The organism is Martinezella dioscoreae (assembly GCF_009176305.1).
In the GTDB taxonomy this organism is placed as follows: domain Bacteria; phylum Pseudomonadota; class Alphaproteobacteria; order Rhizobiales; family Rhizobiaceae; genus Rhizobium; species Rhizobium dioscoreae.
The window spans coordinates 65488-90822 of the sequence record NZ_BLAJ01000005.1; the positions used below are offsets into that span (position 1 = coordinate 65488).

Here is a 25335-nt window from a genome sequence, read left to right on the forward strand (position 1 = left end):
TCATTGCGGCACGCTAGCGCGACTCACTGTCATTTTCACCCGTTGCGATGTTTCATCCCATGGATTTCAACAGGCTAAGCGCTTATTTTCAGAACCAAAGGCAATTGAGGCATCGATATGAAGCAGATTGAAGTGGCCGTTATCGGCGGTGGACTCGCCGGCATGATCACGGCTTTCGCGCTGGCACGCGGCGGAAGATCCGTCGCCCTTGTCGTGGCGCCGCACAGCAAGGCCGACAAGCGGACGACGGCGCTGATGGATCAGTCGATCCGCTTTCTGGAACGCCTGACGCTGTGGGACAGGATCGTACCTTCAGCCGCGCCGCTGACGACGATGCGCATCATAGACGGCACATCGCGACTGTTGCGGGCGCCGACCGTCTCGTTCCGATCGTCCGAAATCGGCCTGGATGCCTTCGGCTACAATATTCCGAATTCCGTGTTGCTCGACAATCTCAGCCAAGCCATCGAAGCGGAAGGCAATGTCAGCCGCATCGAAGCCACGGCTTCCGAGATCACCTTCGGCGATGATGGCGTATCGATTACCCTCGACAATGGCGATTCGATCGATGCGGCATTCGTCGTCGGCGCGGACGGCCGCAATTCGATGGTGCGAGAGACGCTCGGAATCAAGACCAAGGGCTGGTCCTATCCGCAATCGGCAATGGTTCTGAATTTTTCGCATAGCCTGTCGCATCAGAACATCTCCACGGAATTCCATACCGAAAGCGGTCCGTTTACGCAGGTGCCTCTGCCCGGCCGGCGCTCCAGCCTCGTCTGGGTTCAGAAGCCGGCCGAAGCGGCAGCCAACGCAGAGAAGTCGCTCGAAGAACTCGGCCGACTGGTCGAGGAGCGGATGCAATCGATGCTCGGCCAGGTCACGATCGAGGACAGCGTGCAGGTCTGGCCCCTTTCAGGCATGACAGCCTATCGCTTCGGCAAAGGCCGCGCCGCGCTGATCGGCGAAGCAGCCCATGTCTTCCCCCCAATCGGCGCGCAGGGCCTCAATCTCAGCCTTCGCGATATCCTGGCGCTGACGGATATTCTCTGCACGCGGGGGGACCAGCCGATCCCGGCCACATCGGGCGATAGTTTCGACCGCAAGAGACGTGCTGACATCATCAGCCGCACGGCAAGCGTCGATCTTCTCAATCGTTCGCTGCTGTCGGACTTCCTGCCGGTACAGATGCTGCGCGCGGCAGGCCTGCATGTGCTTTCGGCCATTGCTCCGCTGCGCAACATCGTCATGCGCGAGGGTATCGAACCGGGTGGCGGCCTGCGCAACTTTTCGTCGGCATTACGGGAAAAGCTGCGCCGGTAAGGTGCCGGACTTTATCAGATAGAGCACCAGCGAAACCGTCACCACGGAACAGGCCGTGGTGATCAGGATGGTAGCGGAGGCCCGCTCCTGCCAGACACCATATTGCTGGCCGATGACGAAGACGTTCGTTGCCGTCGGCAACGCCGCCAGCAATACGGCCGCCTCGATCCAGATCGGATCGAAGCCGCCGACAGCTTGCAGGACGACATAGACGACCAATGGATGCAGGATGAGCTTTGCCGGCACGATATAGCCGATCTCGACTGGAACCCGCTTCAGCGGACGCAGCGCGAGCGTTACCCCCATGGCAAATAGTGCACAAGGTGCAGCCGCTTGTGCGAGATAATTGACAAATCGCTCGAAGGCGATCGGTTGGTGCAGCGATAACGCAGCCACGACAAAACCCAGCGCTGTCGACAGGATGAAAGGGTGCAGCAGTACCTTCCGGGCGATATCGGCAGCAACGCGCCATGGCGATCGCTTGTCGCCGCCTTCCAGCGCCATCAGGGCAGGCGCGACAATGAAATGCAGTGCGTTTTCAAAGCACACGATCAGCGCTACCGGAACCGCGGCCCGTTCGCCGAGCGCCAGTAGCGCAAGCCCCGGCCCCATGTAGCCGATATTGCCATAGGCGCCGGCAAAGGCCTGGATAGTGCTGTCGGCAAGCGAATTGCGGCGCAGGAAGTGGCCGATCAGGAACAGCAGCAGGAAAATCGAGTAAGTCGCGGCGATATCGGTGGCGATGAAGTCGATCCGAGTCAGCTGTTCGATCGGCGTCTGCGAAACGAGCCTGAAGAACAGCGCCGGCAATGCTGCGTAGATAATGAACGTATTCAGCCAGCCGAGCGCTTCTGCCGGCTGCTTTGTAATGCGCGCGGCAACATAGCCGATCAGGATCAGACCGAAGAATGGCAGCAGCAGACCAACAATATCAGCCATGGGGGTCAGCCATCGGGCATATTCCATTTGCCGGGAAAAAGAAGGCGGAAGGTATTGCCCGACTTAGCCGATTTTCATCAGGATTGGAAAGGTTTGCTGAAACCAGATCGCCATGTCGCTCACATAGCCGAAGATGAAAGCGAGACCTGTCAGCACTAGAAGCCCGCCCATGATCTTTTCGACCGTGCCGAGATGGCGGCGGAAGCGGGAGAGAAAGCGCATGAAGGCGCCGGAAAAGCCGGCGGCGATCCAGAAGGGGATGGCAAGCCCGAGCGAATAGACGGCAAGCAGGCCCGCACCGGCTCCCACCGTTTCACGCGAGGCGGCAATGCCGAGGATGGCGCCAAGCACCGGGCCGATGCAAGGCGTCCAGCCGAAAGCAAAGGCAAGGCCCATGATATAAGCGCCCGTCAGTGTCGCCGGCTTGCCGCCGCTCTGGAAGCGCGCCTCCCGGGCGAGAAGGCCGATGCGGAAGACGCCGAGGAAGTTCAGCCCCATGATGACGATGATCAAACCGCCGATCTTGGCGAGAATATCGAGGTGCTGGCGCAAAAGCATGCCGATCGAGGACGCACCGGCGCCGAGCGCGACAAATACGGTGGCAAATCCCAAGGTGAAGAACAGTGCCGACATCAGCACATTGCCGCGAACGCTCGGGCCAGGAACACTCGGGCCTCCCGCTACCGCTGCACCGCCTCCGCGAAACTGCTCGACCGAGATTCCCGCCATGTAGCAGAGATAGGGCGGCACGAGCGGCAGCACGCAGGGTGAAAGAAACGAAAGCGCTCCGGCGAGCAAGGCACTCAGAAGCGAGATATCGGCAAGCGACACGATGGACTCCGGCTATGTCATTCCGGCTCCCTTCCTAACGGTGCTGGAATCGGAAAGCCAATCACCTTTTCGAGCAGGCCCTGTCTTGCCTTAAAGTTGACGGAATTGAGAGACCTTCAGACTATTGCAAAATCTCGATTTCGCCCGATTTTCCGGGCGTGACCAAGGGTCGCGGAGCCGGCTGATGAACGAATTGCTTTTGTAAAAATATTGGTTCAAGCTGTTGATGTTCGTCGAACAACGTACATTCCACCCCAGCTACTCAGCGGAGGAAAAGCCCCCATGCGTATTGCTACTATGTTCACGACTGCAGCCTTTGTCGCACTCTTCAGCGTAAGTGCCATGGCACAAACGGCGACCACCCCCAGCACGACCACGACAACCCCGAGCGCAACGACGTCGACCCCGTCGACGACAAATACGATGAAGCCGAAGGCAACGAAGCCTGCCCAAACCGCCGTTTCAAAGGCATGTTCGGCTCAGGCTGACGCCAAGGGTCTGCATGGAAAGGCACGTGCCAAGTTCCGAAGCGATTGCAAGAAGAACGGCGGCAAGGCCTAAAACTCGTTTCATTCTCGAATCGTGGTCAACTTTGCCGTCCAGCTGGCGGTAGAGTTGACCACTACGGCGCTCCCATCAAATAATCCCGACGGAAAGACCGAGCTGCGGCGTCTGAACGCTGTTTGCTTGCGACGATCGCTTGTGCTGCGATCCTTTAGTCGGACATATCCTGTTGTTCTCGCCGAATTCCGGACGGAAAACCGTTGTCGCCTTTTCTAAGATGACCTTGCAGGCTAGTGCCATTGATGCCGGCCGGCGTGAGTGTGCGTTATCCGGCTATCACCCGCTCATTGTCGACTTCGATTGCGGGCTTGGCTCTCTCGCAGCCATAGCAACGTTCTGCAATAAACGAGACAAACCCGGGAAACCGACTGACATTACAGTCCATCCCTATCCGGTCAAATCAATAGACGGAGCAGGAAGTTGAGACCCGCCATAAACCCTCCCCCTTCGGAAGCAGCATCGCAGACTAACTATCTGACAGCCTGTCTTTTCGCCCTGGAACCCTCCATCGAGAGCCTGGTTGCTGCGGCGATGAAATCCGGCTGGAAGCGCGAATATGTTCTTCTTGCCATCATGGCCATCGCGCTGAACGACGGCGGCACAAACCCATCGTCACCTAAGTCGTTGCATTCATGAATGATGGAGAATGAAGTCGGTGACGCAAACAGCAACGTCACTTCAGAAACGATGATCGTATCGCGATCGTCGCTGCGCTACTTTTGCCGGACTGCGCGATTATCTTTCCATGAGAAACGGCGCATGACGCGCGCGAGCAGCCATCCGACATCGGTGTATCGCTCAGACGTCCCTGGGGCTCATGCGTCCCTAGGCTTACGCTCTTTTGTCACCGGATCGACTTTACCCTCGGCAAGCCTGTTGCGGGGATCGGCAACGAGCGAAGCCTCGTCCTTTTCTTTATTCAGCCGGTCGTCCTTACGGATCTCGCTATGCTGTATCTTCGCCAGGGCTTGCTTCTTCTCACGTCCACCATGCGATTCACTTTGTCGATCCTGTGCCAAGATGCGCCTCCTGTCTTTTCAAAAGGGAACTCACTTGATGCGATTAGGTTCCGATGGAAATAACGACACCATCATAGTCAGCGATCTCTCATCCGACTGCCGAGCGAATTTCGGAGGATTTTCGTCTTTGGAAGCGGCAAAGCGCCACCTCACTGTACTTTTAGCGACAGATAATATAATAATGCGACGATAGACGTGAAACGAATCATGAATTTCATGCGTTTAAGCTTCACTGCCATGTGAGGAAGCTGATCATGACGTCGGTCGAACGGAAGAAGCTCGCGCGGCTTGTTATGTTGAAACTGCTACCGATCTTCGGTGGCCTCACCGCGGTTGCGGTCGTCGCACTTTCCACAATCGCATAATCCCGCAATCGCACTCATAATCCCGCAATCCTATAGGCATTGGCCACGGAACATGCATCGACGTTGCTCGACCATAAGCGATCGCCGATCTTGAATCAGGGTGCTCTTAATATTTCGCCTGCCCAAAGGTCAGGAGCAGTCGGTGCTGTCGACTGAAAATGAATAGTCCCTGCCCTTCAGCTGATAAATGTAATTCGCCAGAGATGCTTCGCCGGAACTGAACTTCGGTAACAGGAAGTCGCAGAGGTCAGTGAGCTGTGCGGATTTGACGAGAGGCGGATCGAAATCGTCATCATCGTCGAGATCGTAGAAATAGCTGTAGATGTGATCGGTGAGATCTATCTTTGTCAGCGTGGTCTTTTGATCGATCTTCTTAGGTAAATCCTTGTTGGCGAAGATCACCGGATAGCGCTCCGAAAGGAAGGGAACCACTAACCGCTCGGTCACCGGTGTGGTCATCGCGATTCCTAAAAGCGGCAGCAGCCTCAAGGCTATCGGAAGCCTCCTGCCCGCGATCAATCCGGCCAAAAGTCCCAAGGATACCAGCAACCCACAAACGGTCGCATAAATCTCCCATAGTGACAGCTCTGCCACGAATTCCATCATTCGCCTGTAGTCTTCACCAACAATCTTATTGATGAAGCTATGGTACTACCAAATCGAGATTCGTCACCAGCCAATTCCGGCCAAATCTCATCAACAACCTGTGCGTTATGCCTGAAAAACGAAAGCACGTCGCGAGCCGAGGCCATCAATCCATGAGATTTGGCAATGCGGAAACGACTGCGAAGGCTGCCGGGCCGTGCGGCCTTCGGCTCGCCTCATGAGCGATCTAATGAATCAGCTTCGCGACCTCGGGGACCGTTTGGATCGCGCTCTCGTGCCGTCCGGAAGTCAACCCGATGATTACAGCAACTGCGGCGACCATTATGTAAATAATCGTCCCTTTCGGCTTTCGATCCGATAAGCAACGCCTCGTCGACTCTAATGAACGCGGATGGTCAGACATCTTGATCCTTTGGTATTAAGAGCGCTCATTTAGTAGATCAGCGGCGCCGGATAAATATCTCGATTCGCGCATCTCCCCTGCAGGCAGCGAATACCGGGCTATTCTTGCGTCTGGGTTGCACGGCAAAATTGGCTGTTCCTGTCTGTGTGCCGCATCTGGCCAGGTGCTTTATCCGCGTAACGTCGATATCACTGGAAAATCGAGCAATACAAAAGCCCGCGACCTTCGTCCTAGGGACGTTCGGTTACCTATCTCTTCGGGCTGGACAATCGGATTTTTGGTGAGAGCGATGGGATTCGAACCCATGACCTACTGATTAAAAGTCAGTTGCTCTACCGACTGAGCTACGCTCTCCCTCTCCGCTGGCAGAAGCTGCCCCGGTTGGAAGTGCGCGGAACATATGCAGACGCCCTATTGCGGTCAACCCATAAAATTGCGGTTGTCAGTGGCCGAGGATGCTTTTCCTCACCTCACTACCCCTGAACGACGGCATCGAGCCGAGGAAGTTGCCTATTATTAAGGAAAATCAGAAATCCGGCACCGTACGCGGATGAGCTCCAACAAGGCAAACGCTTCTCAAAGACCCAAACAACCGTAACAATTTCCCATAATAATCAGGGTTGCAATGAACGGATCGATCGGCTCGCCATCCGCAACAGTTGGGGTGCGAATCGTTTTTGGTGTATATCAGTTATTGTTAACAACCTGTCGGGCCCTCAGGAGGTTCTTTTATGGAAGACGCAAACGTCGGTTGGATTGCAGCAATTATCATCGGCGGCCTAGCTGGCTGGTTCGCCGAGATGATCATGAAAAGCAACACGGGCATAATCATGAACATCATCCTCGGCATTGTCGGCGCGCTCGTTGCCAGCTGGCTTTTCCGTACGCTCGGCATCGTCCTGCCGTTCCATGTATGGCTGAACTACCTGATTACAGGTTTCATCGGCGCCTGCATCCTGATTTTCGTCGGCCGACTGATCAGACGTTAGCAGCGCATCGGGCTGCGAAAACCCGAATTGGGAAGAGGAAAAAAGGGAAGGCGGGCCAAACCGCCTTCCCTTTTTTGTTGCGCTCACTCGGTGAGACGCAAGACAGCGAAAATGCGCCGAGGCTTTTGAGGCCTTTCCAAGCGCGACCTCGACGCTATCTACCAAAAGGGAACCGAAAGGAGGTTGGAAACATGACGGAAAACGCCAATCGGACAACCACCCGCAAAGTCATCCGCGGCCGCCCCTACAGCATTGCCGAGTTTGCACGGAAATATCGCCTCGATGATGCGGAGGCAAAACGCCTCTTCTACAAGTTCGGCCCGTCGTCCACCGAACTGGACCTGCTCATGGCTGCCAAACGAAGGCCGCCCAGCCTTGCAACCGCAATCGGTCGATAACGCACGGCTTTCCCAGCCAGGCTTGCGAAATGCCCCCGAGATCGGCGACTGCAAAGCGACGAGCCCGCAGACACGATAGTCAGCGGCACGGCCATGACGCATGGCTTTGCAATATACTGATATATCACGTCCGGTTGCCTTCGGAGATGCTAAATGACACTGTGTGCCACTCAAGCATAAGCCGGACGCAGCCTCGAATGCAGAATTCGCTTAGCCATCTTGCCTATCTCGCGTTGGAATACGCGATCGTGACGCTTGCGTTGAAGCCAGGCGCCCTCGTCACCGAAAAGCAGCTGATCGAAGTGGCCGAGCATGGGCGAACACCGGTGCGCGAGGCAATCCAGAAACTTGCATGGCAGGGATTGATCCATGTGCGGCCGCGCGTCGGCCTGCAAATCGCGGAGATTCGCCCCGAAGACCATCAATATGTCATGCAGGTGAGACGTGAATTGGAGCCAATTGCGGCCGCGCTCGCCGCCACCCATGCCGATCAGCAGCAGCGCGAGCAGTTGGAGGAATGCGCCCGCCTGATGACGGAGTGTGCCGTTACCGGCGACCTTCCCGGCTTTTTCGCTGCCGATAAGGCCTTCGATGAAATTCTCGAAGCCGCCTGCCCCAACAACTTCATCACAGCGGCGCTCGCAACCGTGCAGACGCACGCACGCCGTCTGTGGTATTCCACTGGAACGCATGATCGCATGGGCCTGGCGATCGCCATGCATGTCCAGGCCATCGAAGCCATTCGGGGCGGTGATGCCAAGGCGGCCGAGACTGCAATGGCATCACTCATCGATTACCTCAGCGGCACATGAAAAAAGGCGACCCCGTTACCAAAGCCGCCTTTCATTCCGGATTTAGGGGCCGATCAGCCGACGAAAGCGCGCTCGATGACGAACTCGGCCGGATTGTTGTTGGCACCCTCGTTCAGGCCAGCCTTTTCGAGCAGCGACTTGGTGTCCTTCAGCATGGCAGAGGAGCCGCAGATCATGCCGCGATCGATCGCGGGATCCAGCGGCGGCACGCCGAGATCGCTGAAAAGCTTGCCGTTCTCGATGAGATCGGTAATGCGGCCCTTGAAGGGGAATTCCTCGCGGGTCACGGTGGCATAATGACGTAGCTTGTCGCCGACGACTTCGCTCAACAGCTCGTCGTTGCGGATTTCCTCGACGAGATCGAAGCCGTATTTCAGCTCAGCAACATCGCGCGTGGTATGGGTGAGGATGACCTCCTCATACTTCTCATAGGTCTCCGGGTCGCGGATGAGGCTCGCAAATGGTGCAATGCCGGTGCCGGTGGAGAACATGTAGAGACGGCGGCCAGGGGTCAGCGCGTCCAGAACCAGCGTACCGGTCGGCTTCTTGCGCATCAGTACTTCATCGCCCGGCTTGATGTTCTGCAGGTGCGACGTCAGCGGACCGTCCGGCACCTTGATGGAAAAGAATTCAAGCTCATCGGCCCAGGCAGGGCTCGCGATCGAATAGGCGCGATACAGCGGCTTGCCCTCGACCATCAGGCCGATCATGGCGAACTCGCCTGAACGGAAGCGGAAGCCCTGCGGCCGGGTCATGGTGAAACGAAAGAGCCGGTCGGTATAATGCGTGACGCTCAGCACCTTCTCGGCGAAGACGCCTGCGGGTACTGCTGAAGCAAATTCATCTGTCTTTGCGGGGGCGTTCATTCTGTCTCGGATCCCGTATTAGTCTTACGCGTTTTCCTGGGCACGTTTTTCCCGGCAGGCTCATTTCGCGACGCTGATATAATAATATAGCCGGTTTTGAAAGGCATTCCATTCCAACCGGCAGTACAGGACTGAAATATGCATTTTTCAGTCAAGTTTCCAGATTGCCGACATTATATCCTTCGAGAGGCTTGAATACGGCAATCCGACACTGTCAAATTGCCGCAACAGTGAGCCTTTCCACATCAGGCCGACTTTGCCGGCAATCGCCGCCAGCTATAGGCCTGTCCGCCTTCGGCACGCCGAGCGGTCGGCTGATAATAGTGCGGAATGCCCGGAAGGCGATTTTCCGACAGGCGCTTCAGCGCTGTTGCGTTGGTGACGGCGAAACTATCGATACCCACGCGCAGCATCAGCGGAATCTGATCGATCAGCACGTCGCCAACCGCACGCAGCTCATTGGCATAGCCGAGGCGCTGACGCAGCAGCGACGCATGGCTGAAGGCGCGGCCATCGTTGAATGCCGGAAACGCGACCGCGACGATATCGAGACGGTCGAGATAGGGCTGCAGCCGGGTTACGTCATCGGCAGGCTTGATGAGAACGCCGAGGCCGGCTTCGTTGCTCTCTTCCGCCTTCGCGATCAGTGCATCAAGGCTAAGCAGAGGCTTCTGCGTCTCGGTCGCCTTGACCTCATCGGTCTCGATGACCCACGGATCATTGTCGACGAAACCTGTTTCACGCCAGATCTTTGTCACGGTCAATCTCCTTACGCCGCTTCCGCTGCCGACGAGGACGCGCCGTAGAGCGCCGTCTTGAACGGCTGCGGCCCGACACGACGGTAGGCGGTCAGGAAGGTTTCGGAGGGATCCAGACGAAGACCGAGATAGGTATCGACGATGGTTTCGATGGCGTCGGTCACCTTGTCGGGCTCGAAGCCGCGACCGATGATCTCGCCGATCGAGGTGTTTTCGTCGCCGGAGCCGCCGAGCGTGATCTGATAGAGTTCCGCACCCTTCTTCTCGACGCCGAGCAAGCCGATATGGCCGACATGGTGGTGGCCGCAGGCATTGATGCAGCCGGAAATCTTGATCTTCAGCTCGCCGATCTCCGCCTGGCGCTCTGCCGAACCGAAACGCCTGGAGATCTCCTGCGCGACCGGAATGGAGCGGGCATTGGCAAGAGCGCAATAATCGAGACCGGGACAAGCGATAATATCCGTGATCAGGCCGGCATTCGCCGTTTCCAGGCCGTTGGCCACCAGACCGCGATAAACGGCCTCGAGATCGGCCAGTGCCACATGCGGCAGGATGAGATTCTGCTCATGGCTGACGCGGATTTCGTCGAAGGCATATTCCTCGGCGATATCCGCGACAGCTTCCATCTGGACATCCGTCGCATCGCCAGGAATGCCGCCGATCGGCTTCAGCGAGATTGTCACCATGCCGTAATCGGGGTTCTTGTGGGGCTGCACATTCTGCTGCACCCAGCGCGCAAAAGCCGGATCGGCCTTCTTCCAGCGTGCCAGGCTTTCCCAACCTTCTGGGCGCTCTGGCAGCGCCGGTGGTGCAAAATAGGCTGAGATTGCCTGAACGTCGGCTTCCGGCAGCTTCAGTTCGGTGTCTCGCAGCTTGTCGAACTCGGCCTCGACCTGACGCGCCAGTTCTTCGGCGCCGGTTTCATGCACGAGGATTTTGATACGGGCCTTGTACTTGTTGTCGCGGCGGCCATGCAGATTGTAAACGCGCATGATCGCCGTGGTGTAGGATAGGAGATCCTCTTCCGGCAGGAAGTCACGGATGAGCTTGGCAACCAGGGGCGTGCGCCCCTGCCCGCCTCCGACGTAAACGGCAAAGCCGATCTCGCCCTTCTCATTCTTCTTCAGATGCAGGCCAATATCATGCACCTGGATCGCGGCGCGGTCGCGCTCGGCGCCGGTGACGGCGATCTTGAACTTGCGCGGCAGGAAGGAAAATTCCGGATGAACGGACGACCACTGGCGGAGGATTTCGGCGTAGGGTCTGGGATCAGCAACTTCATCAGCCGCAGCGCCGGCGAAATGATCGGCCGTCACGTTGCGAATGCAATTGCCCGAAGTCTGGATCGCGTGCATCTCGACGGAGGCCAAATCGGCCAGTGCATCGGGCATCTCGGAAAGTTTCGGCCAGTTGAACTGCAGATTCTGGCGCGTGGTGAAGTGGCCATAGCCGCGGTCATAGGTGCGCGCGATATGGGCGAGCATGCGCATCTGACGCGAGCTCAGCGTCCCATAGGGAATAGCGATCCGCAGCATATAGGCATGCAGCTGCAGATAGACGCCGTTCATCAAGCGCAACGGCTTGAAGGCATCTTCCGAAAGCTCACCCGAGAGGCGTCGCTCCACCTGATCGCGGAACTGGGCAACCCGTTCCGCAACAAAGGCGTGGTCGAATTCATCGTAACGATACATGACTTCCTCGGGACTTCTCAGACTGCAATGAAATCGGGATCGGCCGCGGCATAGCCCGGCGCATATTCCATGGTGGGGCCTTCGGCGCGGATGCGCTCGCGCAGGCGCAGCGGCCAAAGCTTGCCGCCGGTTTCCTGCACGTCGATCAGATTGACATCGACGACCTTGTTGTCAGCATAGGCCTGCTTGCCGATCGCTTCCAGTGCGGCTTCCGCTTCCGCATGGCGAGCGACCAGCGCCTCCTGCAGCGATGTCACCCACTCACCATTTGCGTTCAGCCAGACGGCGACGCCATCGGTGAGCCGGTTTGCGGTCAAAACCTTGTCGACCATCAATCAGTTCCTTGCATAGTCTTGAGCAGCGGTCTCGCGACGGACCAGCGGCTCGGATTGCTCAAAATTCGCACCGGCGACGGCATCGCCGATGATGACCATGACCGGCCCGCTCAACTCATCGCGGTGCTCGAGATCAGGAAGATCTCGTAAAATACCATGCATCAGGCGACGATCGCGCCGGCTTGCATTTTCGATGATGGCGACGGTCGTCTCGGGCGGCAGACCGGCTTGCATCAGGCGGCCGGCAACGGAAGCAGCAACGGTGCGTCCCATATATACAGCGATGGTGGCGCCAGATACGGCCAAACTCGCCCAATCGGGCAACACATCGCCTGTGAGATCGTGACCCGTTGTGAAGACCAAGGACGACGCAACGCCGCGCAACGTCAGCGGCAATTCGAAATCGGCAGCAGCGGCGAAAGCCGAGGTGATGCCGGGAACAATCTCATAGCCGATGCCGGCAGCGCGCAGAGCCGCCATTTCTTCGCCGGCACGGCCGTAAACCAGCGGATCGCCGGACTTCAGCCGCACAACGCGCTTGCCTTCACGGCCGAGCTGCACCAGCAGATCGTTGATCTCTTCCTGCGACTTGCTGTGGCACCCCTTGCGCTTGCCAACGGAGAGGCGCTCCGCATCGCGGCGGCCCATGTCGACGATCGCCTGCGGCACCAGCGCGTCATAGACGATGACATCGGCTTCCATCATGACGCGCTGTGCGCGTAGCGTCAGGAGATCTTCCGCGCCAGGACCTGCGCCGACCAGCCAGATACGGCCCTCGATTTCACACGACGACCGCAGCAACTCATCCGCCGCCCGCTCCGCCTGCGCGACATGGCCTGCATTGACGGCATCGGCGACCGGTCCGGAAAAGAACTGCCGCCAGAAGACGCGGCGAGCAACGCCACGCGCCACGAAACGCTCAACCGGCTTGCGATAGCGCGTCGCCAGTTCCGCCAGCTTGCCGAGCGACGGCGACAGCATCTGGTCGATCTGCGCGCGGATCATCTGCGCCAGGACAGGACCGGCGCCTTCCGTGCCGATGGCAACGGCCACAGGAGCGCGATTGACCAGCGCAGGCGTGTAGAAATCGCAATAGTCGGGCTGGTCGACGGCGTTTGCCGGGATGCGCTCAGCGCGAGCCGCATCGACGATCGCACGATCCGCCTCGGCATCGCCGGTGGCGGCAAAGACAAGCGTCGCGCCTTTGACCTGATCGGGTGAAAAATCGCCGCGTACGGTTTCGATGCGGTTGGCGATGAGGAAAGCGTGATAATCAGCCTCCGGCGCCTGCGCAAAGGCAACGACTTTCGCCTGCGTGTTCAAAAGCAGCCGCACCTTGGCAAAAGCTTCGTCACCATTGCCGAAAACAGCCGCCATCCTTCCTTCCACGCGGAAGAAAGCGGGAAACACCGAAAGCTGTTCAGTCCTGGGAGGCATCACTATTCCACTTCGAGATTTGGCGAATATCGCCCCTGCGGCCAAGAGATTGAAGAAACAGAAATTCTAATGCCCATGCATGCGCGTATTCTTTTGCTCGACACGACAAGGATTTGAGCAAAACTCACCAGGCGAGCAGATTGCAATAAGCCTATAAAATCTATAGATTTTTATGACTCGGCCCCGTTGCCGAGCTGCTTTATTGCTTGTGGTAAACATAGTCTTTAAGTTATTTACGCATACCGCAGCATTTGCAATCCCGATAGACTGCAGCGAAAATCGTTGGAGAAAACCCTTGTCTGACAATAGCATCGCTGCACGCCTCCTCAACGTCGTCGAGCATGACATCCTGCCCCTGACCCGCAAAGGCGTCGCGGCCGGCAACAAGATTTTCGGCGCAGCCATCCTGCGCAAGTCCGATCTCTCGCTCGTCATCGCGGAAACCAACAATGAACTGGAAAACCCGCTCTGGCATGGCGAGGTTCACACCCTCAAGCGCTTCTACGAACTCGGCGAAAAGCCCGCGACCAAGGATTTAATCTTCCTGTCCACGCATGAGCCCTGCACCATGTGCATGTCGGCGATCACCTGGGCGGGCTTCGACAATTTCTACTATTTCTTCAGCCACGAGGACTCCCGGGATGCCTTCGCGATCCCGCACGATCTCAAGATCCTGAAAGAAGTCTTCGGTCTGGAGCCGGGTGGCTATCGCCGCCAAAATGCATTCTGGAACAGCTTTGCCATTTCCGACCTCGTGGAGACGGAAGACGATCCGCGTAAAGGCGAGCTGAAGGACCAGACGGCGCGCATCAAGCAAGCCTATGCCGATCTTTCCGAGAACTACCAGGCATCGAAGAGCGGCAACGACATCCCCTTGAAGTGACAGAGCAAAACTTGAGGCAACGATGGAAGCATCGCGAGACATTTCCCGTCTGATCGAGATCATGGCGGCGCTGCGAAACCCGGAGAGTGGTTGCCCCTGGGATATCGTCCAGACCTTCGAGACCATCAAGCCCTATACGATCGAAGAGGCCTACGAGGTCGCGGATGCGATCGAGCGCAAAGATAATGACGATCTTTGCGACGAGCTCGGCGATCTCCTTCTGCAGGTCGTTTTCCATGCGCGGATCGCCGAGGAGGCCGGCGCATTTTCCTTCGGGGATGTCGTGCATGCGATCACCCGCAAGATGATCCGCCGCCATCCGCATGTCTTCGCCGTCTCGGACGCCAAGACCGAGGATGCGGTGACGCTGCAATGGGATCGGATCAAGGCCGAGGAGAAGCGCGAACGGGCCGAACGGCGGGCGACGAGTGGCATCACCGAAGATTTCAAGGCCGGCTTCCTGGGCTCGGTGCAGCGGACCTTCCCTGCCCTGACCGAAGCCTTGAAACTGCAGGAGCGCGCCGCCAAGGTCGGTTTCGACTGGTCTGCGCCGGAGCCGATCCTCGACAAGATCGAAGAGGAGATCGGAGAATTGCGGGCAGCCCTTGCAAGCGGCGACAAGGCCAAGGTCAGTGATGAACTCGGCGATCTGATCTTCGCCGTCGTGAATATCGGCCGGCATGTGAACGCCGATCCAGAACAGGCGCTACGCGGCACAAACACCAAGTTCCGCCGCCGCTTCCATCATATCGAAACGACGCTCGAGGCTGAAGGCGAGACGCTGGAAGGCGCCTCGCTGGAGCGGATGGAAGAGATCTGGCAGTCGGCAAAAGCTATCGAGCGGCAGCTTGCCGGAGTCAAAACGGCCTAAAACACCTATTCCCAGTCTTCGCGCTGCGGCTTCGGACCGTTGCCCATGCGCCGTTCCAATTCAGCCGCTTCGGTCTCTGTCAGGCGAACGTCGAGCGTGACCGTGCCGTCCTCGTTGTCTTCGCGGTTGTCGACGACGGCATGATTGTAAAGCCAGGGCAGCAGCGCCAGCTTTTCGACGGGCAAGGTGATCGTCGTTTCCGTCAGCACGCCGGAGAGGCGCCGGCTGATTTCGTCCATCAGACGATCGACGCCCTCGCCTGTTATCGCTGAGACGGCAATGACGTTTTCCGCGGTCGACGCCTTCTGGACGATGGCGTCATGCGCTTCCGGCTCAAGGCGGTCGATCTTGTTCCAGACCTCGAGGATGCGCTCGGCGCCTTCGGCCTCGCCAATGCCGAGATCGCCGAGAATACGCATGACATCTGCACTCTGGGCCTGATTGTCATCATCGGAGAGGTCCCGCACATGCAAGATCAGGTCAGCTTCCAGCACCTCTTCCAGCGTCGCGCGGAAGGCGGCCACCAGGTGAGTCGGAAGGTCGGAAATGAAGCCGACGGTGTCTGAGAGAATGACGGTACGGCCATGCGGCAGCTTCATGCGGCGCAGCGTCGGATCGAGCGTCGCAAACAGCATGTCTTCCGCCAGTACGCCGGCGCCGGTGATGCGGTTGAACAGCGTCGATTTGCCGGCATTGGTATAGCCGACGAGAGCCACGATCGGATGCGGCACCTTTTTGCGCTTGGCGCGATGAAGCTGGCGGGTACGAACCACCTGCTCCAGTTCCCGCTCCAGCCGGATGATCCGCTCCTGCAGCATGCGCCGGTCGGCTTCGATCTGGGTTTCACCCGGGCCGCCCATGAAGCCCGCACCGCCGCGCTGGCGTTCAAGGTGGGTCCAGCTTCGAACCAGCCGGCCCTTCTGATAGTTCAGATGCGCCAGCTCGACCTGCAGCGTACCTTCCTTGGTGGAGGCGCGGCGGCCGAAGATTTCGAGGATGAGGCCGGTGCGGTCGATGACCTTGGCGTTCCATGCCTTTTCAAGATTGCGCTGCTGCACCGGCGTCAGAGGATGATCGACGATGACGAGGCCGGCGTTGAACTCATCGAGCAGCGCGAGGATTTCTTCGATCTTGCCGGTCCCCAGCAGGGTTGCCGGTCGCGGATCGTTGATCGGAACGATAGAGCCGTTGACGACATCGAGGTCGATGGCGAGCGCAAGGCCTTTGGCCTCTTCCAGCCGGCTTTCGGGCGGTCGAGTGACAGAGATGGCATTGTCGGCTTGAGCTGTCCGTGCAGCACGCGCCTGCTTCAATACAGGCACGACGACAACAGCGCGCATATCATCCCGGTGTTTTACGGTCTCCGGAATGAGGGAATCATTTTTGGTATCGCGTGTCGTGATAACGGCAAGTCCCAGTTAGGATGCGGCTTCTTCGCTCTCGAACATCTGCATCGGCTGACCCGGCATGATCGTCGAGATCGCATGCTTGTACACGAGCTGCGAATGGCCATCACGGCGGAGCAGGACGCAGAAATTGTCGAATGAGGTTACGACACCTGTGAGCTTCACGCCGTTAATCAAGAAAATCGTGAGTGAAATCTTTTGCTTGCGAACAGTATTGAGAAACAAGTCCTGCAAGTTCTGAGAACGTTCCGCCATCGCGCCGCTTCTTTCTTTTTTGCCGACCTGAGCCGGTTGAATGTCATGGTATACAGAGGTCCCGGACGGGAGATACCCTCATTCTCTCCCCCCAGCGAATGTTGGTATCAAATCGCAGTCTTTTCCGCAACGTCGAAAAAGGCTTCACGAATTTTCTGTGACATGCTGCCCGGATGACCGTTCGCTATCGTCTCTCCATCGATAGAAACGACCGGAAAACAGATACTTGTCGCCGCGGTGATGAAGACTTCGCGGGCCTTCATCATCTCCTCGACCGAGAAGAATCGCTCGACGATCGTCACATCGAGCTTGGCTGCGACGTCCATTAGCGTCGTCCGGGTGATGCCGCGCAGGATGCCGTGCTCGGCGGGGCGAGTAACGAGATTTCCGTCATGATCGACGATCCAGACGTTGGTGGCCGCACCTTCCTTCACCATGCCATTGTGGTCGATATAAATCGCCTCCTGGGCGCCGGCCTCCTTCGCCTGCTGGCGGGCCATGGCGTTCGGAAGCAAGCCCACGGACTTGATATCCACCCTATCCCAGCGATTGTCGCGGATGGTGATCACCTTGATGCCGTTGGCGTTCTTCTTGGCAATCACGGACTGATCGGTGCTCTTGGCAGTGACGACGATCGAGGACGGCGTGCCGGCCGGCGGAAAGACGTGATCGCGGCGGGCGACGCCACGCGTCACCTGCAGGTAGAACAGGCCATTGCGGACATGATTGCGGCGCAGCGTCTCGCGAATCACCAGCACCAATGCCTGACGCGTCATCGGCCAGGCGATTCGTAGCTCGCTCAGCGAACGGTTGAGGCGATCGAGATGGCGCGTCAGGTCGACAATCACGCCATGGCGGACCTCGCAAACCTCGTAGACCCCATCGGCGAACTGATAGCCGCGATCCTCAATATGCACCATGGCATCGCTGTGCTTGACGTAGCGACCGTTGACATAAGCTATTCTCGGCATGGAAGCCCCTGATCCGAATTCTGTGATGTTTGAAATGTCGGGCGGCTGATCAGACGCCCAACGACTTCAGCTTGCGATGCAGCGCCGAGCGCTCCATGCCGACAAATTCTGCCGTGCGCGAGATATTGCCCCCGAAGCGGTTGATCTGAGCGATGAGATAATCGCGCTCGAACATTTCGCGGGCTTCGCGCAGCGGTAATGTCATGATGTGATAATCGTTCTTGGCGGAGACCTTCGGCAGCATATCGCCAAGGTCGGTCGGCAGCATTTCCGCCGTGATCGGCGTTTCCGCCCCATCGGAACGCGCCAGGATCATCAGCCGCTCGATATTGTTGCGAAGCTGGCGGATATTGCCTGGCCAGTCGTGCGCCTGCAGCACGGCCATGGCATCGTCGCCGATCCGGCGCGGACGGATACCCGCCTGTTCCGAAATTTGGCGCATAAGCTGATCGACGAGGAAGGGGATATCTTCGCGGCGCTCGGCAAGAGCCGGCACGCGCACAGGCACGACGGCGAGGCGATGATAGAGATCTTCGCGGAACAGCCCCTCGGCAATGCGGCTCTCGAGGTTATAGGCGGTAGACGAGATGATGCGCACATCCACCTTGACGCGCTTGGAACCGCCGACGCGCTCGAACTGCTGGTCAACGAGCACGCGCAGGATCTTATTCTGCGTCTCGCGCGGCATTTCACCGACTTCGTCGAGATAAAGAATGCCGCGATGAGCCTCCTCCAAGGCACCGATCTTGCGCGCCTGGCCCGGCGAGCCTTCGGTGCCGAACAGGGCGATTTCCATGCGCTCCGGCGTAATGGTGGCGGCATTCAGCGCCACGAACGGACCATTGGCACGCGCCGACTTCTTGTGGATCATGCGGGCCACGAGCTCCTTGCCGGAGCCTGACGGGCCGAAGATCATGATGCGGCTGTTGGTCGGCGATACCTTGTCGATCGTCTGGCGCAGCTGCGAAACGGCGACCGAGGTGCCGATCAGTTCCACAGCGTCGCCGGTGCGGCGCTTCAACTCGGAAACCTCACGCTTCAGCTTGGAATTTTCGAGCGCGCGCTCGGCGATCAGGATCAGGCGATCGGCCTTGAACGGCTTTTCGATGAAATCGAAAGCGCCGCGCTTGATGGCGGAGACGGCCGTCTCGATATTGCCGTGACCGGAGATCATGACGACTGGCAGCTCTGGATGGCGCGCCTTGATCTCGTCCAATAGCGCCAGACCATCGAGCTTGCTGCCCTGCATCCAGATATCGAGGAAGATGAGCCGCGGCGCACGATCGGAAATCGCGGCGAGCGCGCTGTCGCTGTCATGCGCAGTGCGGGTTTCGTGGCCCTCATCCGAAAGAATTCCCGAAACGATTTCGCGAATGTCTTCCTCGTCATCCACTACGAGAATGTCAGATGCCATAGACGCTTTCCTTGTCACTTGCTGTCGGGGCGACGGCGGCTTGCTCACGGCGCGGCAGATGCACGCGGATCATGGCCCCCCTGCCCTGGTCGAAATCGGCCGGCGCGTCGTGGAGTTCGATCTGCCCGCCATGGTCTTCAATGATCTTCTTGACGATGGCGAGGCCGAGGCCGGTGCCCTTCTCGCGCATCGTCATGTAGGGTTCGAGAATGCTGTGCCGGTTCTCGACCGGCAGACCGCGGCCATTGTCGATGACATCGACCGTGAAGCGGTCGCGATCCGGGTCCAGAGACGAACGCACCAGGATTTTCGGCTGCTCGCGCGCTTGATCGCTCGGTACACCCTCGATCGCCTCAACGGCATTCTTGATGAGGTTGCCGAAGGCCTGGCCGAGCATACGGGCATCGAACATGCCTTCCAGCCGTTCGTCGCCCAACTCGCGCTCGAATTTGACGTGATTGTTGCCCATTTCGCGCAGGAAGACGGCATCGCGCAGAATATCGCGCAGATCGGTTGGCTCCATGGTCGGCTTCGGCATACGGGCGAAGGAGGAGAACTCGTCGACCATGCGGCCGATATCGCCTACCTGCCGGATGATAGTATCCGTGCATTGGTCGAAAACCGGGCGGTCGGCGTCGGCGATATTCTTGCCGAAACGGCGGCGGATGCGCTCGGCCGACAGCTGAATGGGCGTCAACGGGTTTTTGATCTCATGCGCGATACGGCGTGCAACGTCGGCCCAGGCCGTCGAACGCTGCGCGATAACCAGATCGGTGATGTCGTCGAGGGTAATAACATAGGATTCATTGGCGTCACGCGATTCCTCGCGCGTCACCTGAACACTAAGCGTGCGTACCGTTCCGCCGCGAACAAGACTGATCTGCTTGCGGAAATCGCTGCGATGGCGCGTTGTCGCCTCGGTAACGACCTGCTCGACCTCGGGGGCGATCTCCGACAAGTTCTTGCCGATTAGTTCGTCGCTTTTGAGCGTCAGCAGATCTTCGGCGGAGGTGTTGACGATGGTGATACGCCGATCATGCTCGACGCCGATCACCGCTGCCGTCACACCCGAAAGCACGGCTTCAATGAAGCGGCGGCGATCGTCGACTTCATCCTTCGCTTCCAGAATCTCATCGCGCTGGGTACGAATTTCGGAAATCATCTTGTTGAAGGTGCGCGAGAGACTGCCGACATCGCCATCGGCCGAGCGTACCGGCACCAGCACGTTCATGTTGCCCGAGGCAACATTGTCTGCGGCGCTGATGAGAAGGCGGATCGGCCGCACAATGCGGTCAGCGATCGCAATCGCGGTCCAGATTGCCGCCAAAAGCACGATCAGAGCAAAGCCGATATAGAGGACGGCGAAGGCAATCTGAAGCGACATGCGGCCGGCTTCCATCGCCTTGTATTCGACGGTGTTGTCTTCAACCATACGCATGGCATTCATGACGCGTGGGTCGACAGCGCGCACGGTGTAGAGGAACGAACCCGGAAGCTCGTCCAGCTTGATGACCGCGCCGACGAGGTTGGTCACACCGGGCGGGATGAGCGTCGGCTGGCCATTGGCTGAAGAGTCCAACGCATCCTTCGGGATGGCCGGCAGTGGGCGTTCGGTCTTGATATCGGCCTGGACGATAGCGGTGCCATCGCGCCGCACCAGAAAGGCGCCCAGCAAGCCGCGTCCCCGCGCCTGCCGGGTCATCAGATCGGCAAAACCGGTGCGATCGAGGTTGAAGAGCGAGCGATTCCGTTCCAGATCGTTCGCCATCGAGACGGTCTGGCCCTGAAGATAGCTCGCATTCTCCATCAAATAGGCCTGCGCGACGTTCTGCGAGGAGCTGATGATCTGCTGCGTGCGCACGCCGAACCAGCGATCCAGACCGACATTGAGCGTCAGGCTGGCAACGATGGCGACGAGGATCGCCGGCGTGATCGCGACGATCGAGAAAAGAACGACGATGCGTATATGCAGGCGGGCTGCCGCACGGCCACGGCTGCGCGCCTTCATCAGCCGCGCCACTTCACGAGCGATCAGAGCAATCAGCCCCAGCACGAACAGGCCGTTAATGACGACAGAGGTGAAGACGACCGAGGAGGTCGGGGCAATCGGGGTCAACCCGAGAAGCATCAACAAGGTCGCGATAGCGCACAAAAGCGCACCGCCGGCCAAGATCAGACCAGGTAGGGCAAAGGAAGCACGACGGTCCGTCACCTTAACAACCGTCTCGTCGCTCGCCGCCGGCGACACCGCGTCCTGCATCATTCCCATCAATCTCCACGCCCGAGCGACGGTCGGCGCCCTGGTCGAATCGCACAGCGCTATGGCACGGGTGCGAGAGACAGGCAGAGGCGGAAACTGTCGTTCGGTTTCGCGCTGAAGCGAAACCTTTATTTCACGTCACTTCTGCAACATGTTGAAAAACCAGACGAACTCCTGTTCCTACAAGAGCGGCCAGATGAATCGCCACCGCAAAAACGACGAATCTGCTGCGTGACCTTTAAGCAACGCATTGTGGCGAAAATGCAACGCATGGGATTGCATTGTCAAGCCGTGCGGGAGCTTCTGTAAACCGAAACACCCAGTTCTCTGATCTTTTTGCGCAGCGTATTGCGGTTGAGGCCCAAAAGATCGGCCGCCTTGATCTGATTGCCGCGTGTGGCGGTCAAGGCGGCGAGAATCAACGGGTATTCCATTTCGGTCAATACGCGGTCGTAGAGGCCCGGCGGCGGCAGGTTCTCACCGAAACTGGCGAAATAGGTCCGCATGTTCTCCTCCACCGCCTGCGCAATGGTCATGGAGCCGGTGCGGACCGGGCCTTTCTCGATCGGGCTGTCGGGCACGTCGGCACGCAGCTCCGCTTCGATGATCTCCTTGGTGATGACATCCTGCGGGTAAAGCGCCATCAGCCGGCGGATAAGATTTTCCAGCTCGCGAACGTTGCCGGGCCAGGGATAGGCCTTCATGAGTTCGAGCGCTTCCTGATCGAAACGCTTGGAACCAAGCCCCTCTTTCTCAGCCTGCTGGATGAAATGACGCACCAGATCGGGAATATCCTCGGCACGATCGCGCAGCGGCGGCAGACGTAGCGGCACGACGTTGAGGCGGTAATAGAGATCCTCACGGAAGAGGCCTTGATTGATCGCCTGCTTCAGGTCCTTGTTGGTGGCGGCAACGATGCGGACGTCAGTGCGGATCGGGGTACGGCCGCCGACGGTGGTATATTCGCCCTGCTGCAGCACGCGCAGCAGGCGCGTTTGCGCATCCATCGGCATATCGCCGATTTCGTCGAGGAACAGCGTGCCGCCTTCTGCCTGCTCGAAGCGGCCCGTCGAACGGGTCTGCGCGCCGGTGAAGGCACCCTTCTCGTGGCCGAACAGTTCGGATTCGATCAGGTCGCGCGGGATGGCCGCCATGTTGATGGCCACAAAGGGACCGTTACGGCGCTTGCCGTAATCATGCAGAGCGCGCGCCACCAGTTCCTTACCGGTACCGGATTCGCCGGTGATCATCAGCGTCAAATCGGTCTGCATCAGGCGTGCGAGCACGCGGTAGATTTCCTGCATCGCGGCGGATCGGCCGACGAGCGGCATACCGTCCTGCATGTCGTCATCGATTTTTGCCGGCTTGCGCTTCGGCTCCGACAGCGCGCGACCGACGATCGCGATCAGCTCGGTCAGGTCGAAGGGCTTCGGGAGATAGTCGTAGGCGCCCTTCTCCGATGCCTTGATGGCCGTCATGAAGGTGTTCTGCGCACTCATGACCAGAACAGGCAGATCCGGCCTCGCTTTTTTGATGCGCGGCAGCAGATCGAAGGCGTTTTCGTCGGGCATGACGACGTCGGTTACGACAAGGTCGCCTTCGCCGGCGGAGACCCAACGCCAGAGCGTGGCGGCGTTCGATGTGATGCGTACATCGTAACCCGCGCGGCTCAAAGCCTGGTTGAGCACGGTGCGGATGGCCGCATCGTCATCGGCGACAAGGATCGTGGCTGTCATCGAGTAGTCCCTGTAGAGTTCGGAAGTGGGGCATCTTCTGAGGTGATGCCCTTGGAGGCAGGCATCAAAACACGGAAAGTGGTACGATGGTTCTGGCTGTCGCATTCGACGATGCCGCCGTGGTCGCCGATGATCTTGGCAACCAGCGCAAGGCCGAGACCGGTTCCGTTCGTCTTGGTGGTGATGAACGGATCGAAAAGATGCGGCACGAGATCGGCCGGCACGCCCGGACCATTGTCGATGACGCAGAATTCCAGCGGCAGCGAGATCTTCTCGCGCGTGCCGGCGACCGAAAGCCGGATGCCGGGGCGATAGGCCGTCGTCAGCATGATCTCGCCATCCTGACGGTCGCCCACCGCTTCAGCGGCGTTCTTTACCAGATTGAGGAAGACCTGCACGAGCTGATCCCGGTTTGCGAAAACCGCCGGCAGAGAGGGGTCGTAATTCTCCGAAATCTTGATATTTCGGGCAAAGCCGGCCTTGGCGACGGCCTTCACATGATCGAGCACGGAATGGATATTGACGGGAACGCGATCGACGGGCCGTTCATCGGAGAAAACCTCCATACGGTCGACCAGCGAGACGATGCGATCCGTCTCGTCGCAGATGAGGCGCGTTAGCGCGCGATCGTCGTCCTCGACCGATTGTTCGAGCAACTGCGCGGCGCCGCGAATACCTGACAGCGGGTTCTTGATCTCATGCGCCAGCATGGAGGCAAGGCCCGTGACCGAGCGGGCTGCGGCACGATGTGTCAGCTGCCGGTCGATCTTGTCGGCCATGGAGCGCTCCTGGAACACCACCACCACAGAGCCGGGGTCGCTGGAAACCGGCGCAACATAGAGATCGACCAGCTTGTCCTGTCCGAGACGTGGCGAGCTCAGATCGACGCGATATTCATTCACTGGTGCGCGGCGTTCGCGCACCTGATCGATCAGCGCCAGCAAAGGGCTGCCGAAAGGGATGAAGCTGGAGATCTTGTAGCGCGACAGATGCGACGCGCTGGCACCAAAGAAAGCTTCCGCCTCCCAGTTGGCAAAGGCAATGAGGCCGGCCTCGTCGACCATGACGACGGGGTTCTGGATCGCATTGAGAACGGCCATGGCCACGGAGTTGGCCGGGCTATCACCGGCACCGGAGCTGGATTTCGAAGTCATGCAGCCTCCTGAATGCGGTGAGCGAGATCAGCGCCTGCCTGCAGCGCGGCTCGGAAGGATACAGCAACCTCGCCGCTCTCTTTCGACGTCATGATCTTTGCCTTGTCGGCGCCCATTGTCGCCGGCGCATAGCGGTCGAGATACCAGGCGAGATGCTTGCGGGCATGGCGAATGCCGACCGCCTCGCCATAGAACTCCAGCATCATGCGATAATGTTCGAGCGCGATCTCGACGATCTCATCGCGGCTGGGCTCGCGATGCCCTGCCAGCACACCCGCATGCCATGGACGGCCCTGGCAGCCACGGCCGATCATGACGGCGTCAGCGCCGGAGCGACGTAGGATTTCCTGCGCGTCCTCAACCGTTTCGACATCGCCATTGGCGACAAGCGGAATGGAGATCGCGTCGCGCACGGCGCGGATCGCATCCCAATCCGCCCTGCCCTCGTAGAACTGCATGCGCGTGCGGCCATGAATGGTGACGAGTTGAACACCGGCCTCTTCGGCGCGCCGCGCGATATAAGGCGCATTGACGGAATTCTCGTCCCAGCCCAGCCGCATCTTCAGCGTCACGGGGATGTCCACCGCACTTACGGTCGCTTCTATCAATGTCAGCGCATGGTCCGGGTCACGCATCAGCGCCGAACCGGAATAGCCGCCAATCACCTTCTTGGCTGGACATCCCATATTGATATCGATGATATCGGCGCCATTATCCGCGGCGATCTTTGCAGCCTCGGCCATCCAACGCGCTTCACGGCCCGCGAGCTGCACCATATGCGGCTTCAAGCCGGCGCTCTTCAAACGCGCCCAGGATTCGGCAGTATCCTGAACTAGCTCACGACTAGCGACCATTTCCGTGACGACCAGGCCGGCGCCATAGCGTAAAGCCAGCTGCCGGAAAGGAAGATCGGTCACGCCCGACATCGGCGCCAGGATCACGCGATTCCGGATGGATACGGAGCCGATGGAAAATGGAGCTGCAAGCTTGGAAGAAAGCAAATGATTATCTTTCGGGCACACCATACATCTGCACTATTTTTAGACACGCTT

Annotated in this window: 24 protein-coding genes and 1 tRNA gene; 7 read left to right on the forward strand and 18 right to left on the reverse strand. The window is 58.8% G+C overall.

Translation table 11 applies throughout. The annotated features are described in order from the left end of the window. Positions 1 to 117 precede the first annotated feature (117 nt). Complete coding sequence (locus GDN47_RS21105; RefSeq protein WP_145320119.1) at positions 118 to 1320, forward strand: UbiH/UbiF family hydroxylase; 1203 nt, start codon at positions 118 to 120, stop codon at positions 1318 to 1320. Here GDN47_RS21105 and GDN47_RS21110 read toward each other — a convergent pair. Together GDN47_RS21110 and GDN47_RS21115 are read right to left on the reverse strand one after the other, a co-directional pair. Then, entirely contained in the window at positions 1297 to 2259 is a 963-nt protein-coding gene (locus tag GDN47_RS21110) for an AEC family transporter (RefSeq protein WP_113352562.1), read from the reverse strand. The two genes, GDN47_RS21105 and GDN47_RS21110, sit on opposite strands and share 24 nt — an antisense overlap. A 63-nt stretch (positions 2260 to 2322) precedes the next feature. Then, complete coding sequence (locus GDN47_RS21115) at positions 2323 to 3090, reverse strand: cytochrome c biogenesis CcdA family protein (RefSeq protein ID WP_145320121.1); 768 nt, start codon at positions 3088 to 3090, stop codon at positions 2323 to 2325. Between the two features lie 282 nt (positions 3091 to 3372). Between GDN47_RS21115 and GDN47_RS21120 the strand changes: the two genes are divergently transcribed. Continuing rightward, positions 3373 to 3651, forward strand: coding sequence for a PsiF family protein (locus tag GDN47_RS21120; RefSeq protein ID WP_113333747.1), 279 nt, complete (start codon positions 3373 to 3375; stop codon positions 3649 to 3651). An 818-nt stretch (positions 3652 to 4469) separates the two neighbouring features. On the opposite strand, the gene GDN47_RS21125 is transcribed toward GDN47_RS21120, so the two are convergent. The 3 genes from GDN47_RS21125 to GDN47_RS21135 form a co-directional block, all read right to left on the reverse strand. Continuing rightward, a complete protein-coding gene (locus GDN47_RS21125) occupies positions 4470 to 4673 on the reverse strand; it encodes a hypothetical protein (RefSeq protein WP_113333746.1) in 204 nt (67 codons plus the stop codon). Between the two features lie 494 nt (positions 4674 to 5167). Further along, the gene (locus GDN47_RS21130) at positions 5168 to 5644 is read right to left on the reverse strand and encodes a hypothetical protein (RefSeq protein WP_113333745.1); all 477 of its coding nucleotides are present in this window, start codon (positions 5642 to 5644) and stop codon (positions 5168 to 5170) included. A gap of 681 nt (positions 5645 to 6325) precedes the next feature. Next, positions 6326 to 6401 (reverse strand) — tRNA-Lys (locus GDN47_RS21135). 377 nt (positions 6402 to 6778) lie between these two features. On the opposite strand from GDN47_RS21135, the gene GDN47_RS21140 reads away from it, so the two are divergent. The 3 genes from GDN47_RS21140 (at position 6779) to GDN47_RS21150 (ending at position 8246) form a co-directional block, all read left to right on the forward strand. Beyond that, positions 6779 to 7036, forward strand: a complete 258-nt coding sequence (locus GDN47_RS21140; protein ID WP_095434844.1) for a GlsB/YeaQ/YmgE family stress response membrane protein — start codon at positions 6779 to 6781, stop codon at positions 7034 to 7036. 191 nt (positions 7037 to 7227) lie between these two features. Further along, positions 7228 to 7434, forward strand: a complete 207-nt coding sequence (locus GDN47_RS21145) for a hypothetical protein (protein ID WP_095434843.1) — start codon at positions 7228 to 7230, stop codon at positions 7432 to 7434. A gap of 197 nt (positions 7435 to 7631) precedes the next feature. Next, a complete protein-coding gene (locus tag GDN47_RS21150; RefSeq protein WP_113352566.1) occupies positions 7632 to 8246 on the forward strand; it encodes a GntR family transcriptional regulator in 615 nt (204 codons plus the stop codon). A 53-nt stretch (positions 8247 to 8299) separates the two neighbouring features. Here GDN47_RS21150 and GDN47_RS21155 read toward each other — a convergent pair whose 3' ends face one another. The 5 genes from GDN47_RS21155 to cysG form a co-directional block, all read right to left on the reverse strand. Continuing rightward, complete coding sequence (locus tag GDN47_RS21155; RefSeq protein WP_069612125.1) at positions 8300 to 9112, reverse strand: ferredoxin--NADP reductase; 813 nt, start codon at positions 9110 to 9112, stop codon at positions 8300 to 8302. A gap of 245 nt (positions 9113 to 9357) precedes the next feature. Beyond that, positions 9358 to 9870: a DUF934 domain-containing protein gene (locus GDN47_RS21160; protein ID WP_145320127.1), complete on the reverse strand. Its 513-nt coding sequence runs from the start codon at positions 9868 to 9870 to the stop codon at positions 9358 to 9360. Between the two features lie 11 nt (positions 9871 to 9881). After that, complete coding sequence (locus tag GDN47_RS21165) at positions 9882 to 11561, reverse strand: nitrite/sulfite reductase (RefSeq protein WP_152094192.1); 1680 nt, start codon at positions 11559 to 11561, stop codon at positions 9882 to 9884. A 17-nt stretch (positions 11562 to 11578) separates the two neighbouring features. Beyond that, entirely contained in the window at positions 11579 to 11893 is a 315-nt protein-coding gene (locus GDN47_RS21170; protein WP_015339836.1) for a DUF2849 domain-containing protein, read from the reverse strand. Positions 11894 to 11896: 3 nt separating this feature from the next. Further along, positions 11897 to 13333, reverse strand: a complete 1437-nt coding sequence (gene cysG / locus GDN47_RS21175) for a siroheme synthase CysG (RefSeq protein WP_152094193.1) — start codon at positions 13331 to 13333, stop codon at positions 11897 to 11899. Positions 13334 to 13628: 295 nt separating this feature from the next. On the opposite strand from cysG, the gene GDN47_RS21180 reads away from it, so the two are divergent. Both GDN47_RS21180 and mazG read left to right on the forward strand, forming a co-directional pair. Then, positions 13629 to 14216 (forward strand): deaminase, encoded by a 588-nt coding sequence (locus GDN47_RS21180; protein ID WP_145320133.1) that lies wholly within the window; start codon positions 13629 to 13631, stop codon positions 14214 to 14216. 22 nt (positions 14217 to 14238) lie between these two features. Beyond that, complete coding sequence (gene mazG, locus GDN47_RS21185) at positions 14239 to 15087, forward strand: nucleoside triphosphate pyrophosphohydrolase (protein ID WP_152094194.1); 849 nt, start codon at positions 14239 to 14241, stop codon at positions 15085 to 15087. 5 nt (positions 15088 to 15092) lie between these two features. On the opposite strand, the gene hflX is transcribed toward mazG, so the two are convergent. From hflX to dusB, 8 genes are all read right to left on the reverse strand, one after another. Continuing rightward, positions 15093 to 16427 carry a GTPase HflX gene (gene hflX, locus GDN47_RS21190; RefSeq protein WP_113352571.1) on the reverse strand — a complete coding sequence of 445 codons (1335 nt, stop codon included), beginning with the start codon at positions 16425 to 16427 and terminating at the stop codon, positions 15093 to 15095. A 78-nt stretch (positions 16428 to 16505) separates the two neighbouring features. Beyond that, positions 16506 to 16748, reverse strand: coding sequence for an RNA chaperone Hfq (gene hfq / locus GDN47_RS21195; RefSeq protein WP_003539403.1), 243 nt, complete (start codon positions 16746 to 16748; stop codon positions 16506 to 16508). A 107-nt stretch (positions 16749 to 16855) separates the two neighbouring features. Beyond that, positions 16856 to 17719 carry a D-amino-acid transaminase gene (locus GDN47_RS21200; RefSeq protein ID WP_152094195.1) on the reverse strand — a complete coding sequence of 288 codons (864 nt, stop codon included), beginning with the start codon at positions 17717 to 17719 and terminating at the stop codon, positions 16856 to 16858. 49 nt (positions 17720 to 17768) lie between these two features. Further along, entirely contained in the window at positions 17769 to 19133 is a 1365-nt protein-coding gene (gene ntrX, locus GDN47_RS21205) for a nitrogen assimilation response regulator NtrX (protein WP_113352573.1), read from the reverse strand. Continuing rightward, positions 19123 to 21396, reverse strand: a complete 2274-nt coding sequence (locus tag GDN47_RS21210) for a sensor histidine kinase NtrY-like (RefSeq protein WP_113333736.1) — start codon at positions 21394 to 21396, stop codon at positions 19123 to 19125. The genes ntrX and GDN47_RS21210 overlap by 11 nt, the downstream gene beginning before the upstream one ends. A gap of 281 nt (positions 21397 to 21677) precedes the next feature. Next, positions 21678 to 23129, reverse strand: a complete 1452-nt coding sequence (gene ntrC, locus GDN47_RS21215) for a nitrogen regulation protein NR(I) (protein ID WP_113352575.1) — start codon at positions 23127 to 23129, stop codon at positions 21678 to 21680. After that, entirely contained in the window at positions 23126 to 24283 is a 1158-nt protein-coding gene (locus GDN47_RS21220) for a two-component system sensor histidine kinase NtrB (protein WP_113352576.1), read from the reverse strand. Before GDN47_RS21220 ends, ntrC begins: the two co-directional genes overlap by 4 nt. Further along, on the reverse strand, positions 24280 to 25308 hold the full coding sequence (dusB, locus tag GDN47_RS21225) for a tRNA dihydrouridine synthase DusB (RefSeq protein WP_152094196.1): 1029 nt from the start codon (positions 25306 to 25308) through the stop codon (positions 24280 to 24282). The genes GDN47_RS21220 and dusB overlap by 4 nt, the downstream gene beginning before the upstream one ends. Between the last annotated feature and the right edge of the window lie 27 nt (positions 25309 to 25335).

Bases quoted from the DNA above. Each gene is read 5' to 3' on its own strand.
- hflX (WP_113352571.1), bottom strand. From the start codon at position 16,427: ATGCGCGCTGTTGTCGTCGTGCCTGTATTGAAGCAGGCGCGTGCTGCA.
- GDN47_RS21110 (WP_113352562.1), bottom strand. From the start codon at position 2,259: ATGGCTGATATTGTTGGTCTGCTGCTGCCATTCTTCGGTCTGATCCTG.
- GDN47_RS21130 (WP_113333745.1), bottom strand. From the start codon at position 5,644: ATGATGGAATTCGTGGCAGAGCTGTCACTATGGGAGATTTATGCGACC.
- cysG (WP_152094193.1), bottom strand. From the start codon at position 13,333: ATGCCTCCCAGGACTGAACAGCTTTCGGTGTTTCCCGCTTTCTTCCGC.
- dusB (WP_152094196.1), bottom strand. From the start codon at position 25,308: ATGGTGTGCCCGAAAGATAATCATTTGCTTTCTTCCAAGCTTGCAGCT.
- GDN47_RS21200 (WP_152094195.1), bottom strand. From the start codon at position 17,719: ATGCCGAGAATAGCTTATGTCAACGGTCGCTACGTCAAGCACAGCGAT.
- mazG (WP_152094194.1), top strand. From the start codon at position 14,239: ATGGAAGCATCGCGAGACATTTCCCGTCTGATCGAGATCATGGCGGCG.
- GDN47_RS21155 (WP_069612125.1), bottom strand. From the start codon at position 9,112: ATGAACGCCCCCGCAAAGACAGATGAATTTGCTTCAGCAGTACCCGCA.
- GDN47_RS21145 (WP_095434843.1), top strand. From the start codon at position 7,228: ATGACGGAAAACGCCAATCGGACAACCACCCGCAAAGTCATCCGCGGC.
- hfq (WP_003539403.1), bottom strand. From the start codon at position 16,748: ATGGCGGAACGTTCTCAGAACTTGCAGGACTTGTTTCTCAATACTGTT.
- GDN47_RS21105 (WP_145320119.1), top strand. From the start codon at position 118: ATGAAGCAGATTGAAGTGGCCGTTATCGGCGGTGGACTCGCCGGCATG.
- GDN47_RS21165 (WP_152094192.1), bottom strand. From the start codon at position 11,561: ATGTATCGTTACGATGAATTCGACCACGCCTTTGTTGCGGAACGGGTT.
- GDN47_RS21170 (WP_015339836.1), bottom strand. From the start codon at position 11,893: ATGGTCGACAAGGTTTTGACCGCAAACCGGCTCACCGATGGCGTCGCC.
- GDN47_RS21220 (WP_113352576.1), bottom strand. From the start codon at position 24,283: ATGACTTCGAAATCCAGCTCCGGTGCCGGTGATAGCCCGGCCAACTCC.
- GDN47_RS21120 (WP_113333747.1), top strand. From the start codon at position 3,373: ATGCGTATTGCTACTATGTTCACGACTGCAGCCTTTGTCGCACTCTTC.
- GDN47_RS21150 (WP_113352566.1), top strand. From the start codon at position 7,632: ATGCAGAATTCGCTTAGCCATCTTGCCTATCTCGCGTTGGAATACGCG.
- ntrX (WP_113352573.1), bottom strand. From the start codon at position 19,133: ATGGCATCTGACATTCTCGTAGTGGATGACGAGGAAGACATTCGCGAA.
- GDN47_RS21140 (WP_095434844.1), top strand. From the start codon at position 6,779: ATGGAAGACGCAAACGTCGGTTGGATTGCAGCAATTATCATCGGCGGC.
- GDN47_RS21210 (WP_113333736.1), bottom strand. From the start codon at position 21,396: ATGATGCAGGACGCGGTGTCGCCGGCGGCGAGCGACGAGACGGTTGTT.
- ntrC (WP_113352575.1), bottom strand. From the start codon at position 23,129: ATGACAGCCACGATCCTTGTCGCCGATGACGATGCGGCCATCCGCACC.